The organism is uncultured Sphingomonas sp., from assembly GCF_964021865.1.
In the GTDB taxonomy this organism is placed as follows: domain Bacteria; phylum Pseudomonadota; class Alphaproteobacteria; order Sphingomonadales; family Sphingomonadaceae; genus Sphingomonas.
Genome location: NZ_CAXIAM010000008.1, coordinates 1 through 24,144 on the forward strand (window position 1 = coordinate 1; position 24,144 = coordinate 24,144).

Below are 24,144 nucleotides of genomic sequence, written 5' to 3' on the forward strand. Positions count from 1 at the left end.
GCCTTGACGAGTGCCTTCTCCTCGAGATGGATCGAGGTCGGCTCCTTGTTCTGGCCATAGATCACGGCGGGGACGCGGCCGTCGCGACGCAGTGCACGGGAGGCTCCCTTGCCAACCCGGTCACGCGTCTCGGCTGCGAGCGTAATGGTGTCGCTCATCTCAAATGCTCCGAAATACGGTGATATGCCTTCCGCTCACGCCTCCAGGGATGACCATGACCGGAAGCCGGCGCGCTTAGCGGGTGGACGCGCGAAATGCAAGGAGAACGCCGTCGCCCCTGCGCAGGCAGGGGCCATGTCTGTGTCGTGCTCGCGCAAGTCGGACACATGCACCGCGCGCTCTGTGTCAGACCCTGATGCGCGACGACAGAGAGATAGGCCCCTGCCTGCGCAGGGGCGACGGTTAGTATCTGACCCGCACCGCCTTCAGCCGGTACGCGCCCAGCTGATCCTGCACGCTGCCCGTGCCGGCCAGATGCCCCGCGCCGACCGCGACGAACACCGTCCCCGGCCGCTTCATCCGCGTCGCGATCCACGCCGCCCACTGCTTGTTGCGGTCGGTCAGCAGCACCCTGGCGACTTCGGGCGAGTCCTTGAGCGACTCGTTCATCTCCTTCGCCACGCCCTCGGGCTTGCCGCTCGCCCAAGCGTCGACCAATGTCGTGAACGTCGCGTCGACCTTGGGCAGCTCGTCGAGCGTGCTCTCCAGCAACTGCACCTGCGCGGGTTTCGACAGCCTGCCGAACACCTCCAATTGCCCTTCGAACGTCTCCAGCCCGATCACCGGCTTGCCCGCCGCCTTCGCCGCGTCGGTCAGCACCTTCTCGGGGCCATTGGCGGGATCATAGCCGAGCTGGCGCACCGGCAGCAGCGACAGCGTCACCGCCGCGAACCACGGCCGCATCTTCTCGTAGAGCGCCGGCTGGACCTGCCCGTCGCTCATCGCCTTGGCGAAGGCGGCGCGGTAATTGGGCGAGAGCTGCTGCGTCAGCGGCGTGCCGTTCGGGTCGAAGGCGGCGGCGCTCACCACACGTTGCTGCGTGGCGGCATCGGGCTCGACCATCTCCAGCACCAACGTCTGCGAGCGGTCGAAGGCCGTCTTCACCGCCTCGTCGAACCACGACAGCCCCGGCTTCAGGACGTGGATCGTCCCGAACAGATAGATGGTCGTGTCCTTGTCCTTCACCACCCACAAGGCGGGATCGGCATCCTGCGCACAGGCGGGCAACGGAACGGCGAGCAGCAGCGCGAGCGCGGTGGCGGCGATCTTCATGCGCGCCGTCATGGCGAGCCCGCGCGCGAAAGGGAAGGGCGACGGTTTTGTTGATTCCGCGCCGACCTTGCGCCACAGGCTCGACCCTGTGACCGACATCAGCGCTCCCCGCCCGCTCAGCTTCCAGGCGATGATCCTGCGGCTCCACCATTATTGGTCGGAGCGCGGCTGTGCGATCCTCCAGCCCTATGACATGGAAATGGGGGCCGGCACCTTCCATCCCGCCACGACGCTGCGCGCATTGGGGCCGGACACGTGGAACGCCGCCTACGTCCAGCCGTGCCGCCGCCCGACCGACGGCCGCTATGGCGAGAATCCCAACCGGCTTCAGCATTATTACCAATATCAGGTGATCCTGAAGCCGAGCCCGCCCGACCTTCAGGAACTATACCTCGGCAGCCTCGCCGCGATCGGCGTCGACACAGGGCTGCACGACATCCGCTTCGTCGAGGACGATTGGGAAAGCCCGACGCTCGGCGCCTGGGGGCTGGGCTGGGAAGTGTGGTGCGACGGGATGGAGGTGACGCAATTCACCTATTTCCAGCAGATGGGCGGCTTCGACATGAAGCCGGTCGCGGGCGAGCTGACCTATGGGCTCGAACGGCTGGCGATGTATATCCAGAACGTCGACAACGTCTACGATCTGGCGTTCAACGATGCCGGGGTGTCGTACGGCGACGTGTTCCTCGAGAACGAGCGCCAGATGTCGACGTGGAACTTCGAGGTTGCCGACACCGACGCGCTGTTCGACCTCTTCAGGAAGGCGGCGGCGGAATGCGAGCGGAGCCTCGCCGCGAAGCTGCCGATCCCGGCCTATGAGCAGGCGATCAAGGCCAGCCACACCTTCAACCTGTTGCAGGCGCGCGGCGTGATCTCGGTCGCCGAGCGGCAGGCGTATATCGGCCGCGTCCGCGATCTCGCGAAGGCGGCGTGCGCGGCGTATATGGAGAAGAATGGGTGGGCGGCGTGATGATGGTCGCGCCAAGCCGCGACGCCGCGAAGAGATGGTTCGCGCAGAGGCGCAGGGGCGCAGAGATGTCGCGCGCGCGGCTCGTGCGCGCGGTAGCAAGATCGTCAGGCGTCCGCGGCTCCAGCGATATACTAGCCGCTGACGCGCCCTCTCTGCGCCTCCGCGCCTCCGCGCGAACCAACCTTCTTCTTCCTCTTCGCGTCCTCGCGCCTTCGCGTGACCCCAACCAGACGGCAAGCCCAGCATGACCGACTTCCTTCTCGAACTCCGCTCCGAGGAAATCCCCGCGCGGATGCAGGCTAAGGCGCGCGAGGATTTTGCGCGGCTGTTCGCGGCCGAGTTGGCCAAAGCCGGGCTCACCGCCGCCGCGACCGTCACTTACGCGACCCCACGTCGCCTGACGCTGATCCTGCGTGACCTGCCCGACGCGACGCAGGCGGTCAGCGAGGAAGTGAAGGGCCCGCGTGCCGCCGCCCCGCCACAGGCGCTGGAAGGCTTTCTCCGCAAGACCGGGCTGACGCGCGAGCAGCTCACCGAGCGTGACGGCGTGCTCTACGCGATCACGGAAAAGCCCGGCCGCGCCACCGCTGAGGTGCTCGCCGAGGCGATTCCCGCCGTCGTCCGCGCCTTTCCGTGGCCGAAGTCGATGCGCTGGGGCGCGGCCTCGCTGTCGACCGAGAGCCTGCGCTGGGTCCGCCCGTTGCAGGGCATCGTCGCGTTGTTCGGCGAGCAGGTCGTGCCCGTGTCGATCGCCGGGATCGACAGCGGCGCGGCGACGCTCGGGCATCGCTTCCACCATCCCGGCGCGATCACGATCGGTTCGGCGGCGGATTATGTCGAGAAGCTGCGCGCCTGCCACGTCATCGTCGATCAGGACGAGCGCGCCGCGCTGATCCGCGACCGCGCGACTGCGCTCGCCGCCGAGGCCGGGCTGGTGCTGGTCGAGGACGAGGGGCTGGTCGCCGAGAATGCCGGGCTGACCGAATGGCCGGTGCCGCTGCTCGGGCGCTTCGACGCCGAGTTCCTGTCGGTCCCGCCCGAGGTCATCCGGCTGACCGCGCGGGTAAATCAGAAATACTTCGTGTGCCGCGACCGCGACGGCAAGCTCGCCAACGCGTTTGTCTGTACCGCTAACATCGACGCGCACGACGGCGGCGCGAAGATCGTCGAGGGCAACCGCAAGGTGCTCGCCGCACGGCTGAGCGATGCGCGCTTCTTCTACGACACCGATCTGAAGGTGCCGCTGGAGGAACAGGCCAAGAAGCTCGACCGAATTGTCTTCCACGAAAAGCTCGGCACCGTTGCCGACAAGGTCGAGCGCGTCGCCAAGCTGGCGCGCTGGCTGGTGGAAGAGGGTGTGGTCGGCACGCCGGACCTCGCCGACAAGGCCGAACGCGCCGCGCGGCTCGCAAAGGCCGATCTCGTCACCGGCATGGTCGGCGAGTTCCCCGAATTGCAGGGCCTGATGGGCGGCTATTATGCCGCCGCGCAGGGCGAGGACGAAGCGGTCGCGAACGCGATCCGCGACCATTACAAGCCGGTCGGACAGGGCGATGACGTGCCGACCGATCCGGTGACGGTCGCGGTCTCGTTAGCGGACAAGCTGGATAGCATAGTTAGCTTCTTCTTCGAAGGCATGGCTCCTAGTGGATCTAAGGATCCATTTGCGCTTCGGCGATCCGCTTTGGGCATCGTAGCTACGTTGCTCAAGGCTGAAGTCCGCTGTTCACTGGTTGATGTGCTTACAGAGGCAAGGCACTTTTACATCGAGCAGGAGCGCGAGCGCGAAATCAACCAGTTGTCGTTGCTATTTATGACTCAGCGCGATAATGCGATTTCCAAAGTTGCCGAGTTGCGCGCTGCCAACGATCCGGCCTTTTCTCACATCTCAGGGCTGTGGCTGGAGATGGAGCGAGCGGACGCCGAATTCCGGCTCACGCTTGCTCAGGCGCGCAATCTTGCCGAGGTTTATGCGGCACGCTCTGCTCAGGTATCCTATCAAGCTGTCTGGTTTGTGGTTGAGCAACTGCAATCATTCTTCGCCGACCGCCTCAAGGTCCAGCAACGCGAGGCCGGCGTCCGCCACGATCTGATCGACGCGGTGTTCGCACTCGGCGGCGAGGACGATCTCGTCCGCCTTCTCGCCCGCGTCCGCGCCCTCCAGTCGTTCATCGGTACCGATGACGGCGCGAACCTGCTCGCCGGCTACAAGCGCGCCGCCAATATCCTGAAGAAGGAAGGCGTCGCCGCTGCCGAGACGCAGGCCGAACCGCAACAAGCGCTGTCCTACACGCCCGAAAAGGACGAAGCTGCGCTGATCGCGGCGCTCGACGCCGCCGAACCCGCCGCCGCGCAGGCGATCGAACGCGAGGACTTCGAGGGCGCGATGGCCGCGCTCGCGACGCTCCGCGCGCCGATCGACGCGTTCTTTGATAGCGTTACCGTCAACGATGCTGATCCGCAAAAGCGTTCAACACGTTTAATCCTGCTGGCGCGCGTGCGCGCCGCAGTGCACAAGGTCGCCGATTTCTCGAGAATCGAGGGCTGACGAATACCCGCCAGCGTCTCAACTTTCGCAACATTCGCGTAGACAACCGACGCGAGATCAAGGACTTGGCACGATGACCCAGCGTTACGTCTATCGCTTCGGTGGCGGCGTCTCCGACGGGGGCAAGGGCGACAAGAACCTGCTGGGCGGCAAGGGCGCGAACCTTGCCGAGATGGCGTCGATCGACCTGCCGGTGCCGCCCGGCTTCACGATCTCGACCGCGATGTGCACGCGTTATTATGAGGAGGGTGAGCGCTTCCCCGACTCGCTGAAGGAAGAAGTCGCCCAGGGAATCGCGCATATCGAGCGGATCACCGGCAAGACGTTCGGCGATGCTGCCGATCCGCTGCTGGTGTCGGTCCGCTCGGGCGCGCGGGTGTCGATGCCGGGGATGATGGACACCGTCCTCAACCTCGGGCTCAACGACGCGACCGTCGAGGGGCTGGCCGCGGCGAGCGGCGACGAGCGGTTCGCGTGGGACAGCTATCGCCGCTTCATCCAGATGTATTCGGACGTGGTGCTCGAACTCGATCACGGCGCGTTCGAGGAAGCGCTGGAAATCGCCAAGGAAGACCGCGGCTTCACGCTCGATACCGAACTCTCCGCCGCCGACTGGCGGGAACTGGTCGCCGAATACAAGGGCGTGGTCGAAAAGGAATGGGGCAAGCCGTTCCCGCAGGACGTGCATGACCAATTGTGGGGCGCGGTCGGCGCGGTGTTCGGATCGTGGCAGTCGGAACGCGCCAAGGTCTACCGCCGCCTCAACCACATCCCGGGCGACTGGGGTACCGCGGTCAACGTGCAGGCGATGGTGTTCGGCAACATGGGCGACACCAGCGCGACCGGCGTCGCCTTCACCCGCGATCCCGCCAAGGGCGACCGCGCCTATTACGGCGAATTCCTCATCAATGCGCAGGGCGAGGACGTCGTCGCGGGCATCCGCACCCCGCAATATCTGACGAAGGCGGCGCGCGAGGAAGCCGGCGCGAAACCGCTGTCGATGGAAGAGGCGCTGCCGGAGGTTTACACCGAGCTGGCGGAGGTCTTCGACACGCTGGAGACGCACTATCGCGACATGCAGGACATCGAGTTCACGGTTGAGCGTGGCAAATTGTGGATGCTCCAGACGCGTTCGGGCAAGCGCACCGCCAAGGCGGCGCTCAAGATCGCGGTCGAGATGGCGAACGAGGGCCTGATCACGCATGAAGAGGCGATCGCGCGCGTCGATCCGCAGGCGCTCGACCAATTGCTCCACCCGACGCTCGACCCCGATGCGCCGCGCGACGTGCTGACCAAGGGGCTGCCCGCCTCCCCGGGCGCCGCGTCCGGGGTGGTCGTGTTCGACGCCGACACCGCCGAGCGGATGGCGGCCGACGGCAAGGCGGTGATCCTCGTCCGCACCGAAACCAGCCCCGAGGATATCCACGGCATGCACGCGGCAAAGGGCATCCTCACCGCGCGCGGCGGGATGACCAGCCACGCCGCGGTGGTGGCGCGCGGGATGGGGCGGCCGTGTGTCTCGGGCGCGGGGTCGCTCGCGATTTCCGCGAAGGACAAGGTGCTGCGTGTCGGGTCGCGCGAGGTGCGCGAGGGGGACACGCTGACGATCGACGGCGCGACCGGCGAAGTGATGGTCGGTGAGGTCGCGACGATTCAGCCCGAACTGGCCGGCGATTTCGGCACGCTGATGGAATGGGCGGACAAGGTGCGCCGCCTGAAGGTGCGCGCCAATGCCGAAACCCCGCTCGATTGCCGCACCGCGCGCGATTTCGGCGCCGAGGGCGTCGGGCTGTGCCGCACCGAGCATATGTTCTTCGACGCGGCGCGGATCACCGCGGTGCGCCAGATGATCCTTGCCGAGGACGAGGGCGGTCGTCGCGCCGCGCTGGAGAAGTTGCTGCCGGAACAGCGCGCCGATTTCACCGCGATCTTCGAGGTGATGGCGGGGCTGCCGGTGACGGTGCGGTTGCTCGATCCGCCGCTCCACGAATTTCTGCCGCACGAGGAAAACGAGTTTGCGGAGGTGGCGAACGCGACCGGGATCGCGATCGAGCAACTCAAGCGTCGTGCGGCGGAACTGCATGAATTCAATCCGATGCTCGGGCATCGCGGTTGCCGGCTCGGGGTGACCTATTCCGAAATCTACGAGACGCAGGCGCGCGCGATCTTCGAGGCGGCAATCGATGTCGCGGAGAAATCCGGTGAGGCACCGATCCCGGAAGTGATGATCCCGCTGGTGGGTACGAAGCGCGAGCTGGAGTTGATGAAGGCGGTTGTCGATGCCGCGGCGGCGGCGGTGTTCGCGGAGCGCGGGCGGACCATCGAGTATCTGGTCGGCACGATGATCGAGCTGCCGCGCGCAGCGCTGCGCGCGGGCGAGATCGCGGAGGCGGGCGAGTTCTTCTCGTTCGGCACCAACGACTTGACGCAGACGACGCTGGGGGTCAGCCGCGACGACGCCAGCCGTTTTCTGGGTGCCTATGTCGAAAAGGGCATTTACGCGCGCGATCCGTTCGTCAGCCTCGATGTCGAGGGTGTCGGCGAGCTGGTCGAGATCGCCGCCGAGCGCGGGCGCAAGACGCGCCCCGGCATCAAGCTGGGCATCTGCGGCGAGCATGGCGGGGACCCGGCGTCGATCGCGTTCTGCGAACGGGTCGGGCTCGATTACGTCTCCGCCTCGCCGTACCGGGTGCCGATCGCGCGGCTGGCGGCGGCGCAGGCAGCGCTTCAGGCGCGCGCATGATCCGGCTCGCCGCGGCAGCGGCAATCGTCGCGATCACGCCGCTACCGTCGAGCGCGGCGGTGATGATCGGCACGCAGATCGTCGACACGCGTCTCACCGGGACGATCGCCGCGGCACCGCTCGACCCGTCGGGCAGCGACGCGGCGACGCGCGCCGGCACGATCAGCGCGGCGGCGCAACTGGTTGAAAGTGGCGGGTTTCCTGCGGTGCGCGGACGATCGTCGGTGGTGGCGGAACTGAGCAGCGCCGAGCGGGGGCGGGTGACGTTTCAGCGCACGTTGACGCCCGGTGGAGTGGACAGCGGGAACGCGGTGACGGCTAGTAGCGCGAATTACCGATATTTTTTCGCGACCGACACGGAAGCGGTGTTCGAGGTCGATTGGGGCGTTTCGGCGTTCGGCGAGGGCGCGGACGGGCAACTGCCGGGGCAATCGGTATCACTTGCGATGCGTGGCGGTGCCGCTGCGTTGCTGAAAATAGGACCCTTGGGGAACGGAGCGAGCGGTGACACGCAGCTTTTGCTCGCGCCCGGGAGCTATGAATTCCGCATTGAGGACGCATTCGCGCCGCAAGCGTCGGCCGGACAGAGCAGTGGCCTGTCGAGCCAGTATAGCTTCGCGATCCGCGCGGTGCCGGAGCCAGCGACATGGGCGCTGATGCTGGTCGGCTTCGGTGCGGTCGGGATGGCGGCGCGGCGGGCGCGGAAGGGCTCTGCCTTTTCGGTGCGTCGGACGTGATCTGGTGTCGCTATCATTGAGCGGTGCCAGAAAAAGCGGGGCCCCGGATCAAGTCCGGGGCGACGGCGATATTTTCGGCGTGATGGCTGGGCGACGCGCCAGATGAAATCGGTTGGGATCGTTGAACCGTAACGGCGATCGTAGCGGAGCAGGCGAGAGCTGGATCAGTACGTCCTGGATTGCTTCGCTACGCTCGCAATGACGCAGATGTTCCACATGATCCGACAATGATCCGCGGGATCAGATGAAGCCACGATCGCGCGAGTGGCCGGGGGCCAGACGATCGCCTTCGTACCGGTCGCCGTCGAACGGACGGTCGTCGCGGACATAGCGCTCATCGGCGATCGGCCGGGCAGCGGAGAGGCGGCTGTTCTCGCGCTCGAGTTCGTCATTCTCGCGCTTCAGCTCGGCGACACGCTCGTTGGCGAGATCGCGCTCGCGCTCCAGCTCGGTCACGCGGGTGCCGACGCTGCCGTGATCGCGCTCCAGCTCGGCGGCGCGTTTGGTGGCAGTGTCGTGGTCGCGCTCCAATTCGCTGACGCGCTTGCTGGTCACCGCATGCGCGTCGCGCTCGGCGACGTAGCGCGCCTTCCACTTGCGGCCGCCCGGATGGCTGGCCAGGCCAAACAGCCATCCGGCAATCAGCGCGACCGCCAGCGCGATATATTGCGTCGTCGTGGTGAACAGCATGACGGTCCTCCATTCGTGATTGTCGCTGAACGACGGAGGCGGGCGGCTGTTCCTACGGCTTGGCGTTGATGAACGAGTCGTTGAGCGAGCAGGCCGCCGGGCCGAGAATGACGATGAACAGCACCGGCAGGATGAACATGATGAGCGGCACCGTCATGATCGCCGGCAACCGGGCGGCCTTTTCCTCGGCGCGCATCATCCGTTCGTGACGGAATTCCGCCGACAGGACGCGAAGCGCGCTGGCCAGCGGGGTGCCGTATTTTTCGGTCTGGATCATCGTCGTCACCACGCCGCGCACCGCATCCAAGTCGACGCGATTGGCGAGGTTCTCGAACGCCTGCCGACGGTCGGTCAGAAAGCCGAGTTCGATCGCGGTGAGCGCGAATTCCTCGCCGAGTTCCGGATACGCCTTGCCCAGTTCGCGCGAGACGCGGTGGAAGGCGGCGTCGACCGTCAGCCCGGCCTCGGCGCAGATCACCAGCAGGTCGAGCGCGTCGGGCAGCCCCTTGCGGATGCCATCGGTGCGCTTGGTGATCTTGTTCTTGAGAAAGATATCGGGCGCCTTGTAGGCGAGCACGAACGTGCCCGCGACCAGCCCGTACCGCTTGAGCGCGCCCCAGTCGGGGAAAGCGTCGAGCAGATACACCCAGATCACCATCATCCCGCCGAACACGATCGGCAGCACCAGCCGGCCGAAGATCACCGCGACCGCCCATTCCTTGTTGCGGATGCCGGCCTGGATCAGCTTGCGCTGCGCTTCCTTGATCTGTTCGTCCTGCAACATGCGCAGCGACGACAGCAAGGCACGGACGCGGTCGGCGGCGTTGCTCTGGTGGACCAGCTTGGTACGGCGCTTCGCGGTCGAGGCGGTGATGCCCGCCTTCAACTGCTCGCGCCGGTCGTTGAGGGCGCGCACGCGGCGCGTCATCGGGTCGCGCAGACTGCGCGTCGCATAACCGGCCACCAGCAGCGCCGCGCCGACCGCGGGCAGCAGCGTGAGAAGCATCAACAGATCAAGGCCGAAGATCATTGGCATGTCAGATCTCGAAGCTCACCATACGGGCCATGATGAAGGCGCCGATCGCCATCCAGATCAGGCCGCCGACGGCGGTGACGGTCAGCCGCATGTCGCTGAAGAACGTCTGCATGTAGGGCGGATTGATCGCGTAGATCAGCCCGAAGACGATGAACGGCAGCGAGCCGATGATGTAGGCGGACGCCTTCGATTCCGACGACATCGCCTTGATCTTCAGCTTCATCTGCCCGCGCTGGCGCAGCACGGTGGCGAGATTCTGGAGCGTTTCGGCCAGATTGCCGCCGGTTTCGCGCTGGATCGCGATCGTGATGACGAAGAACTGGAACTCGGCGGTCATCAGCCGGTCGGCGGTTTCCTGCAACGCGACGTCCATCGAGCGACCGATGCGCATCTTGTCCGAGACGGAGCGGAACTCCTCACCGACCGGGCCCGGCACCTCGGCGGCGACGACCTGCATCGTCTCCGAGATCGGCAGGCCCGACCGCAGGCCGCGCACCAGCAGCTCGATCGCATCGGGGAATTTGGCGATGAACGCGCCGATGCGGCGCTTGATGAGGAACGCCACCGCGAGATGCGGGATCAGGGCGCCCAGCATCATCGCGACGAACAAAGCGATCAGCACCGGCACGCCCTTCAGCAGCAACAGCAGCAGCGTGACGATTCCGATCGTGACCGCGGCGATGCCATATTGGCCGACCGTCCAAGGCTTGCCGGTCATCGACAGCCGTTTGCGCAGCTCCGCGGCGTTCGGCAGGATGCGGGTGACCGCCAGATCGGCGCGGGTCGCGCTGCGCCCGGTGATGCGGCGCATCTGCGCCTCGATCGTGTTGGTCGGCGCGGGCACGTGACGCTCACGCAGCACCGCCAGACGGCGCGCGCCGGCCTTTTGCGTCGACGGCCCGGCCAGCGCAAACACCAGCAGCCCCAGCGTCAGCGCACCCGCCAGCAGCAACAGGATCAGCGGGGACATAGCGGCTCCACGTCGAGGGGAAGGACGCGGATCACTTCCGCGCCGGCTTCTTCGCGAGCATTTCGGTGATCTGCGCAAGCAGCGAGCCGCCGCGCCCCGCGCTGCCGTTCAGCGGCACCGGATCGTTGCCGGTCGCGGCCAGCAAGCGGCCCGCCAGATCGGCCAGCGGAGCGACGGTCTTCGAGTTCTTGCCGACCGCCGCCATCGGCTTGCCCGTTTTCGCGGCCTGCGTCGCGAGCTTGTGGTCATAGGGGATCGCGACGTCGATCTTGTGCTCGATCGACCCCTCAAAATCCTTGCGCAGCACTTCCTGCTGCGCGCCGGGATGGACGCGATTGGCGAGGACGCACACCTGCGCTTGCGGCGCGTTGGTGCGTAGCCATGACAGCAACCGGATCGTGTCGCGCGCCGCGGCGAGCGTCAGCTCCGTGACGAGCACCACCGCCTGCACCTCGGTCATCAAATGCGGATGCTGGATCAGCATCGCGCGCGGCAGGTCCATCACGCTCAGGTCGAACGCGCTGCGCAATTCCTCCTGCAACTGATAATAGGCCGTCCCGTCGGTGACGATCGGGTTGCTGATCGGCGCCTCGGCCGACAGCACCGACAGCGTGTCGGACGCGCGGACGAGCGCGCGTTCGAGGAACAGGCCATCGATGCGGCTGGGATTGTCGATCGCGTCGATCAGCCCGCGTCCCGGCTCGACATCCATCGCCAGCGCATTGGTGCCGAAGTGCACGTCGAGGTCGAGCAGCACGGTCGAGCGCTTGCCGGTCTCGCTCATCTGCCACGCCAGCGATGTGGCGATCGTCGAGGCACCGACGCCGCCGCGGCAACCGATCACCGCCAATGCGGCGTGAACGCGCTCGGCCGCGCCATCGGCATAGCGCGGCGCGTTGAGCATCGCCTTTGCCGAGGCGAAGGCATCGCGCACCGCATCGACGCCCAACGGCTTCAGCAGATAGTCGTGGATGCCGCTGGCCAGCAGATCGCGATAGAGGCGAACGTCGTTGACCGGTCCGGCGGCGATCACGATCGTGCCGGGTTCGCAGACTTCGGCGAGGCTGTTGATGTCAGTGAGCGGATCGCTGGTCTCGCTGAGATCGACGAACAGCAATTGCGGGCTGGAGGAAACCGCGAGGGTCTGCACCGCCTGCCGCAGCCCCCCCTTGTAGACGTTTTCCTGCGGCCAGCCGAGTTCGTCGACAACCGCGCGCAGCGTCATGCTGGCGTTGTCGTCGCAGCAGAAGGCGAGGAACGGGGCGCGTGACGCTGCGCCCGCGACTTTCCACGGTGCGTTCATGTCAGCGGCCCCCCGTCGACTCGCTCTTCACGACGGTGCCGCCGCCGCCGGACGGCGCGGCCTTGCGCCACGCGCCGATTGCCTTCGCGCCACTTGCCGCCGCGCCGGCGCCGTCGTCGCGCTTGCCACGGACCAGGTCGTTCGGATCGGCGATCATCGCCGCAAGCGTGCCGTTGATCGCGCAGCCGAACGCGCCGCTGGTATGCGCGTCGAAATTGACGAGCGTGGCGGACGCGCCGGGCGCCTGGCAGCTCGGCACCGAGGCGGTGGCGCGCGTCACGACGACGCGCAGCGTGCCCGGCGGCGGGGTGTCGCCGTGCGATGCGGCGGCGGGCGCGAGCCGCAGCCCGCGGGCGCTTGCCAGCGCCGCGATCTCGGCGCGGGCGGCCGGCGAGGCGGCGGGATCGTCGATCGCGATCGTCGCGCCGGCGGCGGGCGCGAGCACGTCGAGCCAGCCGCGCAGTCGTTGCGCTTCGCCGCCACCCAGACCGTCGGGCCCGGCGAGCAGATCGAGCGCATAGTCGGTCTGTGCGACGACCGGCTGGTGCACGGTTTCCAGCCCGCGATATTCGCCGCATGCCGCAAGCGGCAGCACGGCGACGAGGGCGCACAGGAGGAGCGGACGCGGGGTCATGAAGAGCATCCTCACTTGATCGAGAAGCCGGGCGCGGCCGGCGCGGGCGGGGTCGCGAGCTTGGGCTTGGGGCGGTCGACCGCACGATCGCCGCTGTCGAGCTTGCCCAGCAGCGCGCGTTCGAGATCGGTCGGCGCCTTGTAGCCATCGGTCGGCAGCTTGATGTCGGCGGCGTCGACCGGGCGGACGAGGTACGGGGTGATGACGATCACCAGCTCGGTCTCGTTGCGCTGGAAACCGTTCGAGCGGAACAGCGCGCCGAGGATCGGCAGGTCGCCGATGCCGGGCGTCTTGGTGTAGCTGTTGTTGTGCGTGTTCTGCATCAGCCCGGCGATCATGAAGCTCTGGCCCGAGCCCAGCTCGACGGTCGTCTCCGCCCGGCGCGTGGTGAGCGCCGGGACGCGCGCGCTGCCGACCGACACGGCGTTGCCATAGTCGAGCTGCGACACTTCGGGCTTCACGCGCAGCGAGATGCGCCCGTCCGACAGGACGGTCGGCGTATAGGCGAGGCTGACGCCGAACTGCTTGAATTCGATCGAGTTGGTGCCGAGCGCCTGCGCGATCGGGATCGGGATCTCGCCGCCAGCCAGGAAGGTGCCGGTTTCGCCCGACAGCGCGGTCAGGTTCGGGCTGGCAAGCGTCGTGACCTGACCCAGCGTCTCGCCGAGATCGAGCGCATTGATGAAGTCGGTGCCGAGCAGGCTGCCGAACAGGCTGAACGTGCCGCCGCCGCTGTTGACCCCGGGTAGCGTGAAGCTGGTGCCGCCACCTTGCAGGTTCGGATCGGTGCCAGGCAGCACGTTGGTGATCGTGCCCTGACGCCCGAAGCCGAGCCCGAGCAGCGGGTTCTTGCGGCCCAGCGTGCGGGTGGTGATGTTGTTGGCGATGTTCTTCAGGAACGAGCGGCTGACCTCGGCGAACTTCACCTGCAGGTTGACCTGGAGCGGGGTCGCCACCTTGATGCGGTTGATGACGCCGATCTTGAACGTGGCACCGTCCGCGCTGGGATCGACGCCGGGGTTCAGCAGGCCGGTCACCAGCCGCTGCGCCTGCTCAGCGTCCGCGGGGGCGGCGGCATTGCCGTTCAGCACCGCGATCTGTCCGACCAGCGTGACGTGGAAGTCGCTGCCCGGCAGCGCGGCCTGGAGCATCCGGTCGATCTGGGTGGCGTTTTGCGCGACGCGGACGGACGCGGAATAGATCACCGCGCCGGCGCGATCGGTGGCGAAGATCGTCGCCTCGCCGTCCGCCTTGCCGAACAGATGGATCTGGCGCGGGTTGGCGACATAGACGTCGGCGGTCGCGGCGTTCGAGGTCCACACCTCGGTCACCGCGGCGGGCAGGGTGATGAGTTCACCCTCGCCGATCGAGAGCCACTTCTCGATGCTCGGCTTGGTGACGCCGACCGGCGGCAGGCCGCTGCGGACGACCGGCCGGGACGCAAGGGCGCGCTGCGCGCCGCGCGGGGCGGCGGCAATGGTGGCGGGGGCGAGCGCCGCCGTCAGCGCCGCGGCCAGCGCCGCGCCATGAAACAGGGGGGAGCGCATCTCAGTTCTTTCCTGCGACGGAGACTTCGGTCACGGCATTGCCGCGGGCGATCCGGACCTTGGGACCGGCGGCGATGGTGGTGACGACGGGCGTGCCGGGGATCGAGGGGCCGGCGGGCTGCGTGTTCGTGCGCGGCGGTGCCGTGCGACGCTGGAAGCGCGAGACGTCGGCACCGACCGCATAGGTGGTGTTGCCGGTCTGCGGCGTGTTCGCGAGCCGGTCGAGCACCGCTTCCTCGCTTTTCGCGTCATGCGTGTCGCCGACGCTGACGCTGCCCGACGCGATCGCGCGGTCGAGTTCGGAGGCGTTGTCGGCGATCGAGCGCAACGACAGCGACAGCGTGCCGATCGTCTGCGCCACCGCGATCTGCTCGGCGATCTTCGGGGTCGCCTCGACGGTGATCGTCGAGAACGTCTGGACGACGGTATTGCCCTGTTCGTCCTTCTGATCCGTCGTGCGCTGATCGGTGGCGAGGACGCGCAGGTTGCGCATCACCGTCTCGCTGGCGCGCAGCGGCGGGCCGTCGCCCTCGACCGACTGCGTCAGGATCAGGTCGATATGATCGCCCGGGAAGACGAAGCCGGCGACGCTGGTCTGCGCCGACACCGGCACCGTCACCGCGCGCATCCCCGGCCCGAGCGCGGCGGCCAGGAAGCCGCGGTCGCCGGGCTTCACCAACTGCCCCTGCGTCACCGGCTGGCCGGCGGTGATCGGCAGGCGGACGACCGTGCCGATCAGCTTGCCCAGATCGGTGCCGCTGCGCATGTAATAGGCGTTCTCGACCAGCTCCTTGGGCCAGGGCTGGAACTTCAGCGCGCTGGCGTCGAGGATCGTGCCGACCGGCAGCGCGCGGGTGGCGACCAGCACCTCCGGCCCGTCGATCTTCGGCGCGGCGGCCAGCGCAGCAGCCTCGGGCGCGGGCGAGCCGATCAGCATCGAACGCGCGGCGAACGCGGTGATCGCGGCCACCATCAAGGCTCCGACCAGCAGAATGAGCTTGCGACTGTCCATGAATGACCCTGTCCCCACGCGGCGCCACCGGCGCCCGTCTGTCTGCGATTATTGGATAAATTGGTTAAGGAGCGGTTCGCGAAGCGCGAGCAGCCCGGCGATTGCGATCGCGACGCCGTACGGCACCTCGATCGCGGTCATGCGGCGTCGAACGCGATGTTCGACCAGCATCGCGAACGTCAGCGCGCCCCCGATCACTGACATCACCAGCAGCATGTCGAGCAGGTGCAGCGGCGCGAGCCACAGCGACAGCGCGCCGATCAGCTTGACGTCCCCACCACCCATCTGCCCGATCGCGAACGCGCCGACGAACACGGCGAAGACGAGCAAGGCGACGCCGCATTGCAGCGCCATCCCCGGCCACGGATCGAGGCCGATCGCCACCCACCAGAGCGGTGCGAGCAGCGCGATCGCGGCGTTCTTCCAATTGGCGATCTCGCGCGAGCGCACGTCCTGAATTCCCGCCGACAGCAGCAACGCGCCCATCAGGATGGGCAGTAGCCATGCAAGAAATCCCCAGCTCATGCCGCATGGCGCTAGACGGAATGGTTTGAGAAACCGTAACCATGCCGCGATGTCGACGACGACTGATCCCGCCGCGGTGCGCCGCGCCCTGCCGGCCGACGCTCGCCTGTCCTTCGATAGTGCCGCGGATGGATGGCGGCTGCGACGCTTTACCCGGCCGGGGCGTGGCCGCGGCGCGCTAATGTTCCAAGGTGGGCGCGGCGACATAATCGAGAAGTATCTGGAGTCGTTTTCCGACTGGCATGAGCGCGGCTGGGCGGTCACGGCGTTCGACTGGCGCGGGCAGGGCGGGTCGGGGCGATTGTGCGCGAACCCGCATGTCGGCCATTGCGACGATTTCGCGCCATTGATCAACGATCTGGCGGGGGTGTGGCGGGACTGGACCACCGAACAGGACGGTCCGCACGTCGTCATCGGTCACTCGATGGGCGGCTATATGGTGCTGCGTGCGCTGCTCGACGGCGCGATCCGCGCCGATGCGGTGGTGCTGGTCGCGCCGATGCTGGGGCTGCGCTCGCCGGTCGGATCGTGGCTGGGAACGCGGGTGGCGCAGGCGATGCGACGGCTGGGCGATCCGGCGCGTCCCGCGTGGAAGAGCCATGAGCGGCCGGGCATGTTGCCGCGGCAGCGATTGCTGACGGCGGACGATGCGCGCTATTCGGACGAGGCATGGTGGCTGGAGGCGCAGCCCGACCTGCGGCTCGGCCCGCCGAGCTGGGCGTGGCTGGCGGAGGCGTTCAGCGCGACCGCGCGGTTAAGGCGCGATCCCGGGCTCGCGACGCTGAGGACGCCGGTGCTGATGCTGGTGGCGGACAATGATCGGCTGGTGGACCCGCGTGCCGCGGCGGAGGTGGCGGCGCGGCTGCCCAATGCGACGCTGATCCGGTTCGGACGGGAAGCGGCGCACGAGCTGCTGCGCGAGGCCGATCCGGTGCGCCGGCGGGCGATGACGGCGATCGACGACTTCCTCGATCGGCATGCGGCATGAGCTACGACATCGCGATCGTCGGCGCCGGGATTGCCGGCGCCAGCCTGGCCGCGGCGATCGGCGATCATGCGCGGGTGTTGCTGCTCGAAGCGGAAGAACGGCCCGGCTACCATGCGACCGGGCGGTCTGCGGCCTTCTGGTCCGAAACGTACGGCGGCCAGGACATCCAGCCGCTCACCACCGCATCGGGACCGATGCTGCAGGCAGGCGGCTATCTCGATCCGCTCGGCGCGGTGCATATCGGGCGCAACGAGGATGCGGGGGCGATCGAGGCGCTGCTCGATGAATTCGCCGCCACGCCGGTCGCGCTATCGTCTGTCGATCCACGGCCGCTGATCCCCGGGCTGCGGGCCGAATGGACGTTGGGGGTAGAAGAGCCGACCTGCGCCTATATCGATGTGGCACGGCTGCACGGTGACTATCTGCTACAGGCGAGGCGCAGCGGCACGAGGGTGGAGAGCGGCGCGCGGCTCGCGGCGGCGTCGAGACAGGCGGGCACGTGGCGGATCGAAACCGAGGATGGGCGCTCGTTTAAGGCGACGGTGCTGGTCGATGCGGCGGGGGCGTGGGCGGACGAGGTGGCGACGCGCAGCGGCGTCGCACCGATCGGGATCACCCCGTACCGCCGGACGATGGTGCAATTGCAGACCGATCCCGCGGCACCCGCGACGCTGCCGTTCGTGATCGATGTGAACGGCGGCTTCTACTTTAAGCCGGAGGCGGGCGGGCGGCTGTGGCTGAGCCCGCATGACGAACATCCGGTGCTGGCACACGACGTCGCGGCGGAGGAGTTGGACGTGGCGATCGCGATCGATCGCCTGGAGCAGGCGGTCGACTGGCGCGTCGTGCGGGTCGAGCGGCGCTGGGCAGGATTGCGGTCATTCGCGCCGGACCGACTGCCGGTGTATGGCAGCGCGGAACCAGGCTTCTTCTGGTTCGCGGGGCAGGGCGGGTTCGGCATCCAGACCGCACCAGCCGCCGCCCGGATCGGTGCGGCGTTGCTGCTCGACACTGCGATGCCGGACGGGATCGACGCGGCGCGCTACGCCCCGGCACGCTTCAATCGTTGATCCCTAGCTGCGCTTGCGTTCGGGGACGGCGGGCACTTGCCCGAGCAGGGTCAGCAAGGTCGGAATGTCGCCGGTGATGTAGGTGTCGGTGGGAACCCGCAGACTGGAGCGCAGCGCCCGACCCATCGCGCTTACTTGCTCCTGCTTGTCCCGCTCCTTCGGCTGCACGATTTCGATCCTACGCATTACGACGATGCCGCGGCAGGCGACATTCGAACGAAGAACCTGCCGACCGGCCCGCATGTTCCCGCGTCGGAGCAGCGGTTCGTCGCACCGGAGGTGCCGGTCGCCGGATCAATTTGTTCAGCGTAGCGCAACCTTTGTTGCCGGTGGCGATTGTGCAGCCAACGACGATAACCGATCGCGAAGGCCGCCATGCTGAAACAGATCATGCCCCTGACCCTTGCGCTCCTGCCGCTGGTCGCCGTGGTGAGCGCGGTGTGGAACGTTCCCTGATTTCCTAGCTTTACGGCCCCCCGAGGGCATCGCCGCCGCCCCCCTGGCGGCGGTGCCACAAAGGAAAGGCCCGCCCGGAGCGATCCGGGCGGGCCTTTCTTCTTGCAGGCGATGCGTGAGGCGATCAGCCCTGCGCGTTGTCGGACTGCGCCTCGGCGGTCGCGCCCGGCTCGGCATTGGGATCGTAATCCTCGGTGAAGCCGCCCTGATCGCGGCCTTCCTCGAAGACCTGCTGCATGACGTCGACACCCGCCGACTGCATCTCGGCCTCTTCGGGCGAGCGCGCGACGTTGACCTTGACGTTCACGACGACTTCCGGGTGCAGCTGCACCTTCACGTCGTACAGGCCGATCGACTTGATCGGACGATCCAGTACCACCTGGCTCTTGGTCACCTTGTGACCATCGGCCACCAGCGCCTCGACCAGATCGCGCACCGCGACCGAACCGTAGAGCTGACCGGTGTTCGACGACTGGCGGATCAGCGTGATCTGCGCGTCCTTGAACGAACCGGCTTCCTTCTCGGCCTCGCCGCGGCGGTTGGCGTTCTCGCTCTCGATGCGGGCGCGGTTCGCCTCGAAAACCTTGCGGTTGGCTTCGTTGGCGCGCAGCGCCTTCTTGTTCGGGAGCAGGTAGTTACGGGCGAACCCGTCCTTGACCTTCACCACGTCGCCGATGCCGCCGAGCTTCTCGACGCGCTCAAGCAGGATGATATCCATCTGCTCTTCTCCTTACTTCACGACGTAGGGCAGCAGGCCCAGGTGGCGGGCGCGCTTGATCGCCTGCGCCAGCTCGCGCTGCTTCTTGGCGCTCACCGAGGTGATGCGCGACGGAACGATCTTGCCACGCTCGGACACGAAGCCCTGGAGCAGACGGACGTCCTTATAGTCGATCCGGGGCGCATCCTTGGCGCTGAACGGGCACGACTTGCGGCGGCGGAAAAACGGACGCGCCATTATGCGGCCTCCTCTTCACGGTCACGACGGGGGCCACGATCGCCGCGGTCACCACGCTCGCCGCGGCCACCGTCACGGCCGCCTTCGCGGTCGCTGCGGCGCTCACGGTCGCGCTCCTGCTTGCGCATCATCACGGTCGGGCCCTCTTCGTGGCCGTCGACGCGGACGGTCATGTAGCGGATCACGTCCTCGTTGATGCTGGTCTGACGCTCCAGCTCGGCGACGGTGTCGCCCGGTGCGTCGATCTCGAGCATCACGTAGTGCGCCTTGCGGTTCTTCGCGATGCGATAGGCGAGCGAACGCAGGCCCCAGGTCTCGGTCTTGACGACCTTGCCGCCGCGTTCCTCGACGATCTTGGTGGCGGTTTCCGCCAGCGTGTCCACCTGCGCCTGTGCCAGATCCTGGCGCGCAAGGAACACATGCTCGTACAGAGCCATGCATGTACCTTCATGTTGGCCGATCGCTGACGTGCACCCCATGTGCAACGCCCCTCCGGCTGTCGTTCCAATGGCAAAGGGCGGCAAGGGTGAGTCCCTTCCGCCCGACGCCGACGCGCTATGACGACAAATCGCGTCCGGCGCAACCGAATGTTGCAGCGCGAATGTTGCGAATGTTGAGACGATCGCGCGTTGGAACGGACCTTTCGGCCTTCTGACATTCTCATACCGGAAAGTGCGCCGAATCGCCAGCGGTTGACCCGACGGCGGCGCGCGGCCTAGCAGCGCGGGCGATTTTCACGGAGGCCTTCATGCGCGCGTTCATCTTTCCCGGTCAGGGCAGCCAGGCGGTCGGCATGGGGGCGGCGCTGGCCGACGCCTCGGCGGTGGCGCGCGAGGTGTTCGGCGAGGTCGACGAGGCGCTGGGGCAGAATCTGCGCCGGTTGATGGCGGAGGGGCCGCAGGACGAGCTGACGCTGACCGAGAATGCGCAGCCCGCGATCATGGCGAACGCGATCGCGACGCTGCGTGTCCTGACGCGCGAGGGCAATGTGCGGCTGGCCGAAAAAGCCGATTACGTCGCGGGCCACTCGCTGGGGGAATATAGCGCCTTGTGCGCAGCGGAGGCGCTCGATCTCGGGACGACCGCGCGGCTGCTCAGGACGCGCGGGCGCGCGATGCAGGCGGCGGTGCCGGTCGGCGAGGGCGCGATGGCGGCGTTGCTGGGCGCCGATGTCGAGAAGGCGCAGGCGATCGCGGGCGCGGCGGTGGACCTGATCCTGACCGAGACCGGCGAGACATTGGTGTGCACGGTCGCCAACGACAATGATCCGTCGCAGGTGGTGATCTCCGGGCATCGTGTCGCGGTGGAGCGCGCGGTGGCGCTGGCCAAGGAGATGGGCGCGAAGCGCGCGGTGCTGTTGCCGGTGTCGGCGCCGTTCCATTGCGCGCTGATGGAGGATGCGGCGCGGGTGATGGAGGGCGCGCTGGCAGAGGCCGACCTGCGCGCGCCGCTGGTGCCGGTGTTCGCCAATGTCGACGCCGCGGCGGTCGCTGATCCGGGGGCGATCCGACGGCTGCTGGTCGAGCAGGTGACGGGCCGTGTGCGGTGGCGCGAGTCGGTGCTGGCGATGGTCGACGTCGGAGTGACCGAGTTCGTCGAGTTCGGCGGCAAGGTCCTGTCCCCGATGGTCAAGCGCATCGCGCCGGATGTCGAGGCGGTGAGCGTGGTGTCGATGGACGATGTCGAGGCGGTGCTGAAGAAGTTTTGATGTTCACGCGGAGGCGCGGAGACGCGGAGAAGAAGTGAGAGACATCGACGCCATCAGCGGTGACGTTCTCGATCTTGCGTTGCGCCTCCATCGTGGGCTGGGGCCGGGCTTGCTGGAGAGCGTGTATGAGACGGTCTTGGCAGGTCGGCTGTCGGCAATGGGTTATTCGGTCTCCCGACAGCATCCGGTCGACATCCGCTTTGACGGTCAGATATTTCCGGCAGCGTTCCGTATCGACTTGCTTGTCGACAAGCGGCTCGTCGTGGAGGTGAAGTCAGTCGAGAAATTGTTGGCGGTGCACGGCAAGCAATTGCTGACGTATTTGAGGCTTGTCGAGCAGCCCGTCGGGCTGCTCATCAATTTCGGAGGCGAGACGCTAAAGGAGGGGGTGCGTCGGGTCGTCAATAACCATCGTCCCTCCGCGTCTCCGCGCCTCCGCGTGAACCAACCAACGGAGTAACCAATGTTCGACCTTACAGGCATGACCGCGCTGGTGACCGGCGCTTCGGGGGGAATCGGGTCGGCAATCGCCAAGGGGCTGGCGGCGCAGGGGGCGCGGCTGGCGGTGTCGGGGTCGAACGTCGCCAAGCTGGAGGCGTTTCTGGCGACGTTGCCTGGTGAGGGGCATGTCGCGGTGCCGTGCGACCTGTCGGATGCCGCCGCGGTCGACGCGCTGGTGCCGCAGGCGGTGGCGGCGCTGGGCGGGCGGATCGACGTGCTGGTCAACAACGCGGGCGTGACGCGCGACAATCTGGCGATGCGGATGAAGGACGACGAATGGGATCAGGTGATCCGCGTCAACCTGGAGGCCGCCTTCCGCCTGATCCGCGCCGCCGCCAAGCCGATGATGAAGCAGCGGTTCGGCCGCGTGATCTCGATCACCTCGGTCGTTGGGCAGACCGGCAATCCCGGGCAGGCCAATTATGCCGCGTCGAAGGCCGGGCTGGTCGGCATGTCCAAGGCGCTGGCGCAGGAGCTGGCCAGCCGCAACATCACCGTCAATTGCGTCGCGCCCGGCTTCATCCGCTCGGCGATGACCGACGGCCTGCCCGAGGCGCAGAAAACGCAGTTGACGGCGCGCATCCCGGCGGGCGATCTGGGGACGGGCGAGGACATCGCGGCGGCGGTCGTGTATCTGGCGTCGAAGGAGGCGGGATACGTCACCGGGCAGACCATCCACGTCAACGGCGGGATGGCGATGGTTTGACCCATCCGCCCGGCAGGCACCGCACACACGGACTTGTCAGGCGGGTCGACGGGCTCTACCTGCGTTCAGGAAATTTAAATCACCCCCCCAAATCGAAAGAGGGAAAGTTATGAGCGAGACCGCCGACCGCGTGAAGAAGATCGTCGTCGAGCATCTCGGCGTCGAAGCCGACAAGGTGACCGAGGACGCCAGCTTCATCGACGATCTGGGCGCGGACAGCCTCGACATCGTCGAGCTGGTCATGGCGTTCGAGGAGGAGTTCGGGGTGGAAATCCCGGACGACGCCGCCGAGAAGATCTCGACCGTCAAGGACGCGATCACTTACATCGACGAGCACAAGGGCTGACGCCCTGATGCGCCGGGGGGCGGGCTCAGCGTCCGCGCCGACCCCCGGCCGTCGAACAGATTTGAGCGGCTTCCCGTCCTTCGCTAGAGGATGGGGAGCCGTTTCGTTTATGAAGACCGCCGGATGCGTGGGAGAGGCGCAAGGGGCGGGAAGAAGGGAAGCCTATGCGTCGCGTCGTCGTCACCGGACTTGGCCTCGTCACCCCTTTGGGGGCGGACGTGGAAACCGCCTGGGCGAACCTGATCGCGGGTAAGTCGGGTGCCGGCCCGATCACCCGCTTCGATACTACGGGACAGAAGTGCCTGATCGCGTGCGAGGTGAAGCCGAAGGACCATGAATATGGCTTCGATCCCGACAAGCGCGTCGACCATAAGGTCCAGCGGCAGGTCGATCCGTTCATCGTCTATGGCATCGACGCCGCGGGGCAGGCGCTGGAAGACGCCGGGCTGACCGAGATGGACGAGGAGATGCGGATGCGCGCGGGCGTATCGATCGGCTCGGGGATCGGTGGGCTTCCGGGGATCGAGATCGAATCGGTCAATCTGCACGAGCGCGGTCCGGGCCGCGTGAGCCCGCATTTCGTCCACGGTCGCCTCATCAACCTGATTTCGGGGCAGGTTTCGATCAAATACGGCTTGATGGGGCCGAACCACGCAGTGGTCACCGCCTGTTCGACCGGCGCGCATTCGATCGGCGACGCGGCGCGGATGATCCGCGACGACGACGCGGACATCATGCTGGCGGGCGGTGCGGAAAGCACGGTCAACCCGCTCGGCGTCGCCGGCTTCGCGCAGGCGCGCGCGCTCAACTGCAGCATGAACGACCGGCCCGAACAGGCCAGCCGCCCCTATGACAAGGACCGCGACGGCTTCGTGATGGGCGAGGGCGCGGGCGTCCTCGTGCTGGAGGAATATGAGCACGCCAAGGCGCGCGGCGCGAAAATCTATGCCGAGGTGGTCGGTTACGGTCTGTCGGGCGACGCCTATCACGTCACCGCGCCGCACCCCGAGGGCAAGGGCGCGGAACTTGCGATGCGCATGGCGCTGCGCAAGGCGGGGATGACCCCCGCCGATATCGACTATATCAACGCGCACGGCACCTCGACGATGGCCGATACGATCGAGCTGGCCGCGGCGAAGCGCGTGTTCGGCGACGATCTGTCGGGCGCATCGATGTCGAGCACCAAGTCGGCGATCGGGCATCTGCTCGGCGGCGCGGGGGCGGTGGAGAGCATCTTCTGCATCCTGGCGCTGCGCGACCAGATCGTGCCGCCGACGCTGAACCTCGACAATCCCGACGAAGGGACCGAGGGTGTCGATCTCGTCCCGCATCATGCCAAGAAGCGTACCGTGCGCGCGGTGCTGAACAATTCGTTCGGCTTCGGCGGCACCAACGCTTCACTGGTGATGAAGGCGGTCTGATATCCC

25 protein-coding genes and 1 pseudogene are annotated in these 24,144 nt (G+C 67.2%); 11 read left to right on the top strand and 15 right to left on the bottom strand.

Annotated elements, in window-relative coordinates; all coding sequences use genetic code 11:
* Together AADI75_RS03495 and AADI75_RS03500 are read right to left on the bottom strand one after the other, a co-directional pair.
* A pseudogene (locus AADI75_RS03495) lies at positions 1-158 on the bottom strand (50S ribosomal protein L25); the annotation flags it as partial.
* Between the two features lie 244 nt (positions 159-402).
* Complete coding sequence (locus AADI75_RS03500) at positions 403-1,272, bottom strand: TraB/GumN family protein (RefSeq protein ID WP_341207662.1); 870 nt, start codon at positions 1,270-1,272, stop codon at positions 403-405.
* Between the two features lie 130 nt (positions 1,273-1,402).
* Between AADI75_RS03500 and AADI75_RS03505 the strand changes: the two genes are divergently transcribed.
* The 4 genes from AADI75_RS03505 (at position 1,403) to AADI75_RS03520 (ending at position 8,270) form a co-directional block, all read left to right on the top strand.
* On the top strand, positions 1,403-2,242 hold the full coding sequence (locus AADI75_RS03505) for a glycine--tRNA ligase subunit alpha (protein WP_341207720.1): 840 nt from the start codon (positions 1,403-1,405) through the stop codon (positions 2,240-2,242).
* A gap of 244 nt (positions 2,243-2,486) precedes the next feature.
* Positions 2,487-4,790, top strand: coding sequence for a glycine--tRNA ligase subunit beta (gene glyS, locus AADI75_RS03510; RefSeq protein WP_341207663.1), 2,304 nt, complete (start codon positions 2,487-2,489; stop codon positions 4,788-4,790).
* Positions 4,791-4,863: 73 nt separating this feature from the next.
* The gene (gene ppdK / locus AADI75_RS03515; protein WP_341207664.1) at positions 4,864-7,533 is read left to right on the top strand and encodes a pyruvate, phosphate dikinase; all 2,670 of its coding nucleotides are present in this window, start codon (positions 4,864-4,866) and stop codon (positions 7,531-7,533) included.
* Positions 7,530-8,270: a PEPxxWA-CTERM sorting domain-containing protein gene (locus AADI75_RS03520; RefSeq protein WP_341207665.1), complete on the top strand. Its 741-nt coding sequence runs from the start codon at positions 7,530-7,532 to the stop codon at positions 8,268-8,270. Before ppdK ends, AADI75_RS03520 begins: the two co-directional genes overlap by 4 nt.
* Positions 8,271-8,510: 240 nt before the next feature.
* Here the strand turns inward: AADI75_RS03520 and AADI75_RS03525 are convergent, their stop codons facing one another.
* From AADI75_RS03525 to AADI75_RS03560, 8 genes are read right to left on the bottom strand one after another with little or no spacing between them, the layout of a single operon-like run.
* Positions 8,511-8,960: a hypothetical protein gene (locus AADI75_RS03525; RefSeq protein ID WP_341207666.1), complete on the bottom strand. Its 450-nt coding sequence runs from the start codon at positions 8,958-8,960 to the stop codon at positions 8,511-8,513.
* Between the two features lie 52 nt (positions 8,961-9,012).
* Positions 9,013-9,996, bottom strand: coding sequence for a type II secretion system F family protein (locus tag AADI75_RS03530; protein ID WP_341207667.1), 984 nt, complete (start codon positions 9,994-9,996; stop codon positions 9,013-9,015).
* 1 nt (position 9,997) lies between these two features.
* The gene (locus AADI75_RS03535) at positions 9,998-10,966 is read right to left on the bottom strand and encodes a type II secretion system F family protein (protein ID WP_341207668.1); all 969 of its coding nucleotides are present in this window, start codon (positions 10,964-10,966) and stop codon (positions 9,998-10,000) included.
* Positions 10,967-10,997: 31 nt separating this feature from the next.
* Positions 10,998-12,269, bottom strand: a complete 1,272-nt coding sequence (locus tag AADI75_RS03540; protein ID WP_341207669.1) for a P-loop NTPase — start codon at positions 12,267-12,269, stop codon at positions 10,998-11,000.
* A gap of 1 nt (position 12,270) precedes the next feature.
* Positions 12,271-12,903, bottom strand: coding sequence for a CpaD family pilus assembly lipoprotein (locus tag AADI75_RS03545; protein ID WP_341207670.1), 633 nt, complete (start codon positions 12,901-12,903; stop codon positions 12,271-12,273).
* An 11-nt stretch (positions 12,904-12,914) separates the two neighbouring features.
* Positions 12,915-14,450, bottom strand: a complete 1,536-nt coding sequence (locus AADI75_RS03550) for a type II and III secretion system protein family protein (protein WP_341207671.1) — start codon at positions 14,448-14,450, stop codon at positions 12,915-12,917.
* Between the two features lies 1 nt (position 14,451).
* The gene (gene cpaB / locus AADI75_RS03555) at positions 14,452-15,462 is read right to left on the bottom strand and encodes a Flp pilus assembly protein CpaB (RefSeq protein WP_341207672.1); all 1,011 of its coding nucleotides are present in this window, start codon (positions 15,460-15,462) and stop codon (positions 14,452-14,454) included.
* 48 nt (positions 15,463-15,510) lie between these two features.
* On the bottom strand, positions 15,511-15,987 hold the full coding sequence (locus tag AADI75_RS03560) for a prepilin peptidase (protein ID WP_341207673.1): 477 nt from the start codon (positions 15,985-15,987) through the stop codon (positions 15,511-15,513).
* A gap of 49 nt (positions 15,988-16,036) precedes the next feature.
* Here AADI75_RS03560 and AADI75_RS03565 point away from each other — a divergent pair, with 49 nt between their 5' ends.
* Both AADI75_RS03565 and AADI75_RS03570 read left to right on the top strand, forming a co-directional pair.
* Complete coding sequence (locus tag AADI75_RS03565) at positions 16,037-16,975, top strand: alpha/beta hydrolase (RefSeq protein ID WP_341207674.1); 939 nt, start codon at positions 16,037-16,039, stop codon at positions 16,973-16,975.
* Positions 16,972-18,045 carry an FAD-dependent oxidoreductase gene (locus AADI75_RS03570; RefSeq protein WP_341207675.1) on the top strand — a complete coding sequence of 358 codons (1,074 nt, stop codon included), beginning with the start codon at positions 16,972-16,974 and terminating at the stop codon, positions 18,043-18,045. Before AADI75_RS03565 ends, AADI75_RS03570 begins: the two co-directional genes overlap by 4 nt.
* Positions 18,046-18,048: 3 nt before the next feature.
* Here the strand turns inward: AADI75_RS03570 and AADI75_RS03575 are convergent, their stop codons facing one another.
* From AADI75_RS03575 to rpsF, 5 genes are all read right to left on the bottom strand, one after another.
* Positions 18,049-18,231 carry a hypothetical protein gene (locus AADI75_RS03575; protein ID WP_341207676.1) on the bottom strand — a complete coding sequence of 61 codons (183 nt, stop codon included), beginning with the start codon at positions 18,229-18,231 and terminating at the stop codon, positions 18,049-18,051.
* A complete protein-coding gene (locus tag AADI75_RS03580; protein WP_341207677.1) occupies positions 18,231-18,437 on the bottom strand; it encodes a hypothetical protein in 207 nt (68 codons plus the stop codon). The genes AADI75_RS03575 and AADI75_RS03580 overlap by 1 nt, the downstream gene beginning before the upstream one ends.
* Before the next feature lie 188 nt (positions 18,438-18,625).
* Positions 18,626-19,219 (bottom strand): 50S ribosomal protein L9, encoded by a 594-nt coding sequence (gene rplI / locus AADI75_RS03585; RefSeq protein WP_341207678.1) that lies wholly within the window; start codon positions 19,217-19,219, stop codon positions 18,626-18,628.
* 12 nt (positions 19,220-19,231) lie between these two features.
* A complete protein-coding gene (rpsR, locus tag AADI75_RS03590; RefSeq protein ID WP_007403456.1) occupies positions 19,232-19,456 on the bottom strand; it encodes a 30S ribosomal protein S18 in 225 nt (74 codons plus the stop codon).
* A complete protein-coding gene (gene rpsF, locus AADI75_RS03595; RefSeq protein ID WP_341207679.1) occupies positions 19,456-19,893 on the bottom strand; it encodes a 30S ribosomal protein S6 in 438 nt (145 codons plus the stop codon). Before rpsF ends, rpsR begins: the two co-directional genes overlap by 1 nt.
* A gap of 311 nt (positions 19,894-20,204) precedes the next feature.
* On the opposite strand from rpsF, the gene fabD reads away from it, so the two are divergent.
* The 5 genes from fabD to fabF all read left to right on the top strand — a co-directional run bounded on the left by fabD (position 20,205) and on the right by fabF (position 24,138).
* Positions 20,205-21,164, top strand: a complete 960-nt coding sequence (gene fabD, locus AADI75_RS03600) for an ACP S-malonyltransferase (RefSeq protein ID WP_341207680.1) — start codon at positions 20,205-20,207, stop codon at positions 21,162-21,164.
* A gap of 34 nt (positions 21,165-21,198) precedes the next feature.
* Complete coding sequence (locus AADI75_RS03605) at positions 21,199-21,624, top strand: GxxExxY protein (protein WP_341207681.1); 426 nt, start codon at positions 21,199-21,201, stop codon at positions 21,622-21,624.
* A gap of 3 nt (positions 21,625-21,627) precedes the next feature.
* Positions 21,628-22,371, top strand: coding sequence for a 3-oxoacyl-[acyl-carrier-protein] reductase (fabG, locus tag AADI75_RS03610; RefSeq protein ID WP_341207682.1), 744 nt, complete (start codon positions 21,628-21,630; stop codon positions 22,369-22,371).
* Positions 22,372-22,480: 109 nt separating this feature from the next.
* Complete coding sequence (locus AADI75_RS03615; protein ID WP_028056834.1) at positions 22,481-22,717, top strand: acyl carrier protein; 237 nt, start codon at positions 22,481-22,483, stop codon at positions 22,715-22,717.
* A gap of 164 nt (positions 22,718-22,881) precedes the next feature.
* A complete protein-coding gene (gene fabF / locus AADI75_RS03620) occupies positions 22,882-24,138 on the top strand; it encodes a beta-ketoacyl-ACP synthase II (protein ID WP_341207683.1) in 1,257 nt (418 codons plus the stop codon).
* Positions 24,139-24,144: the final 6 nt, after the last annotated feature.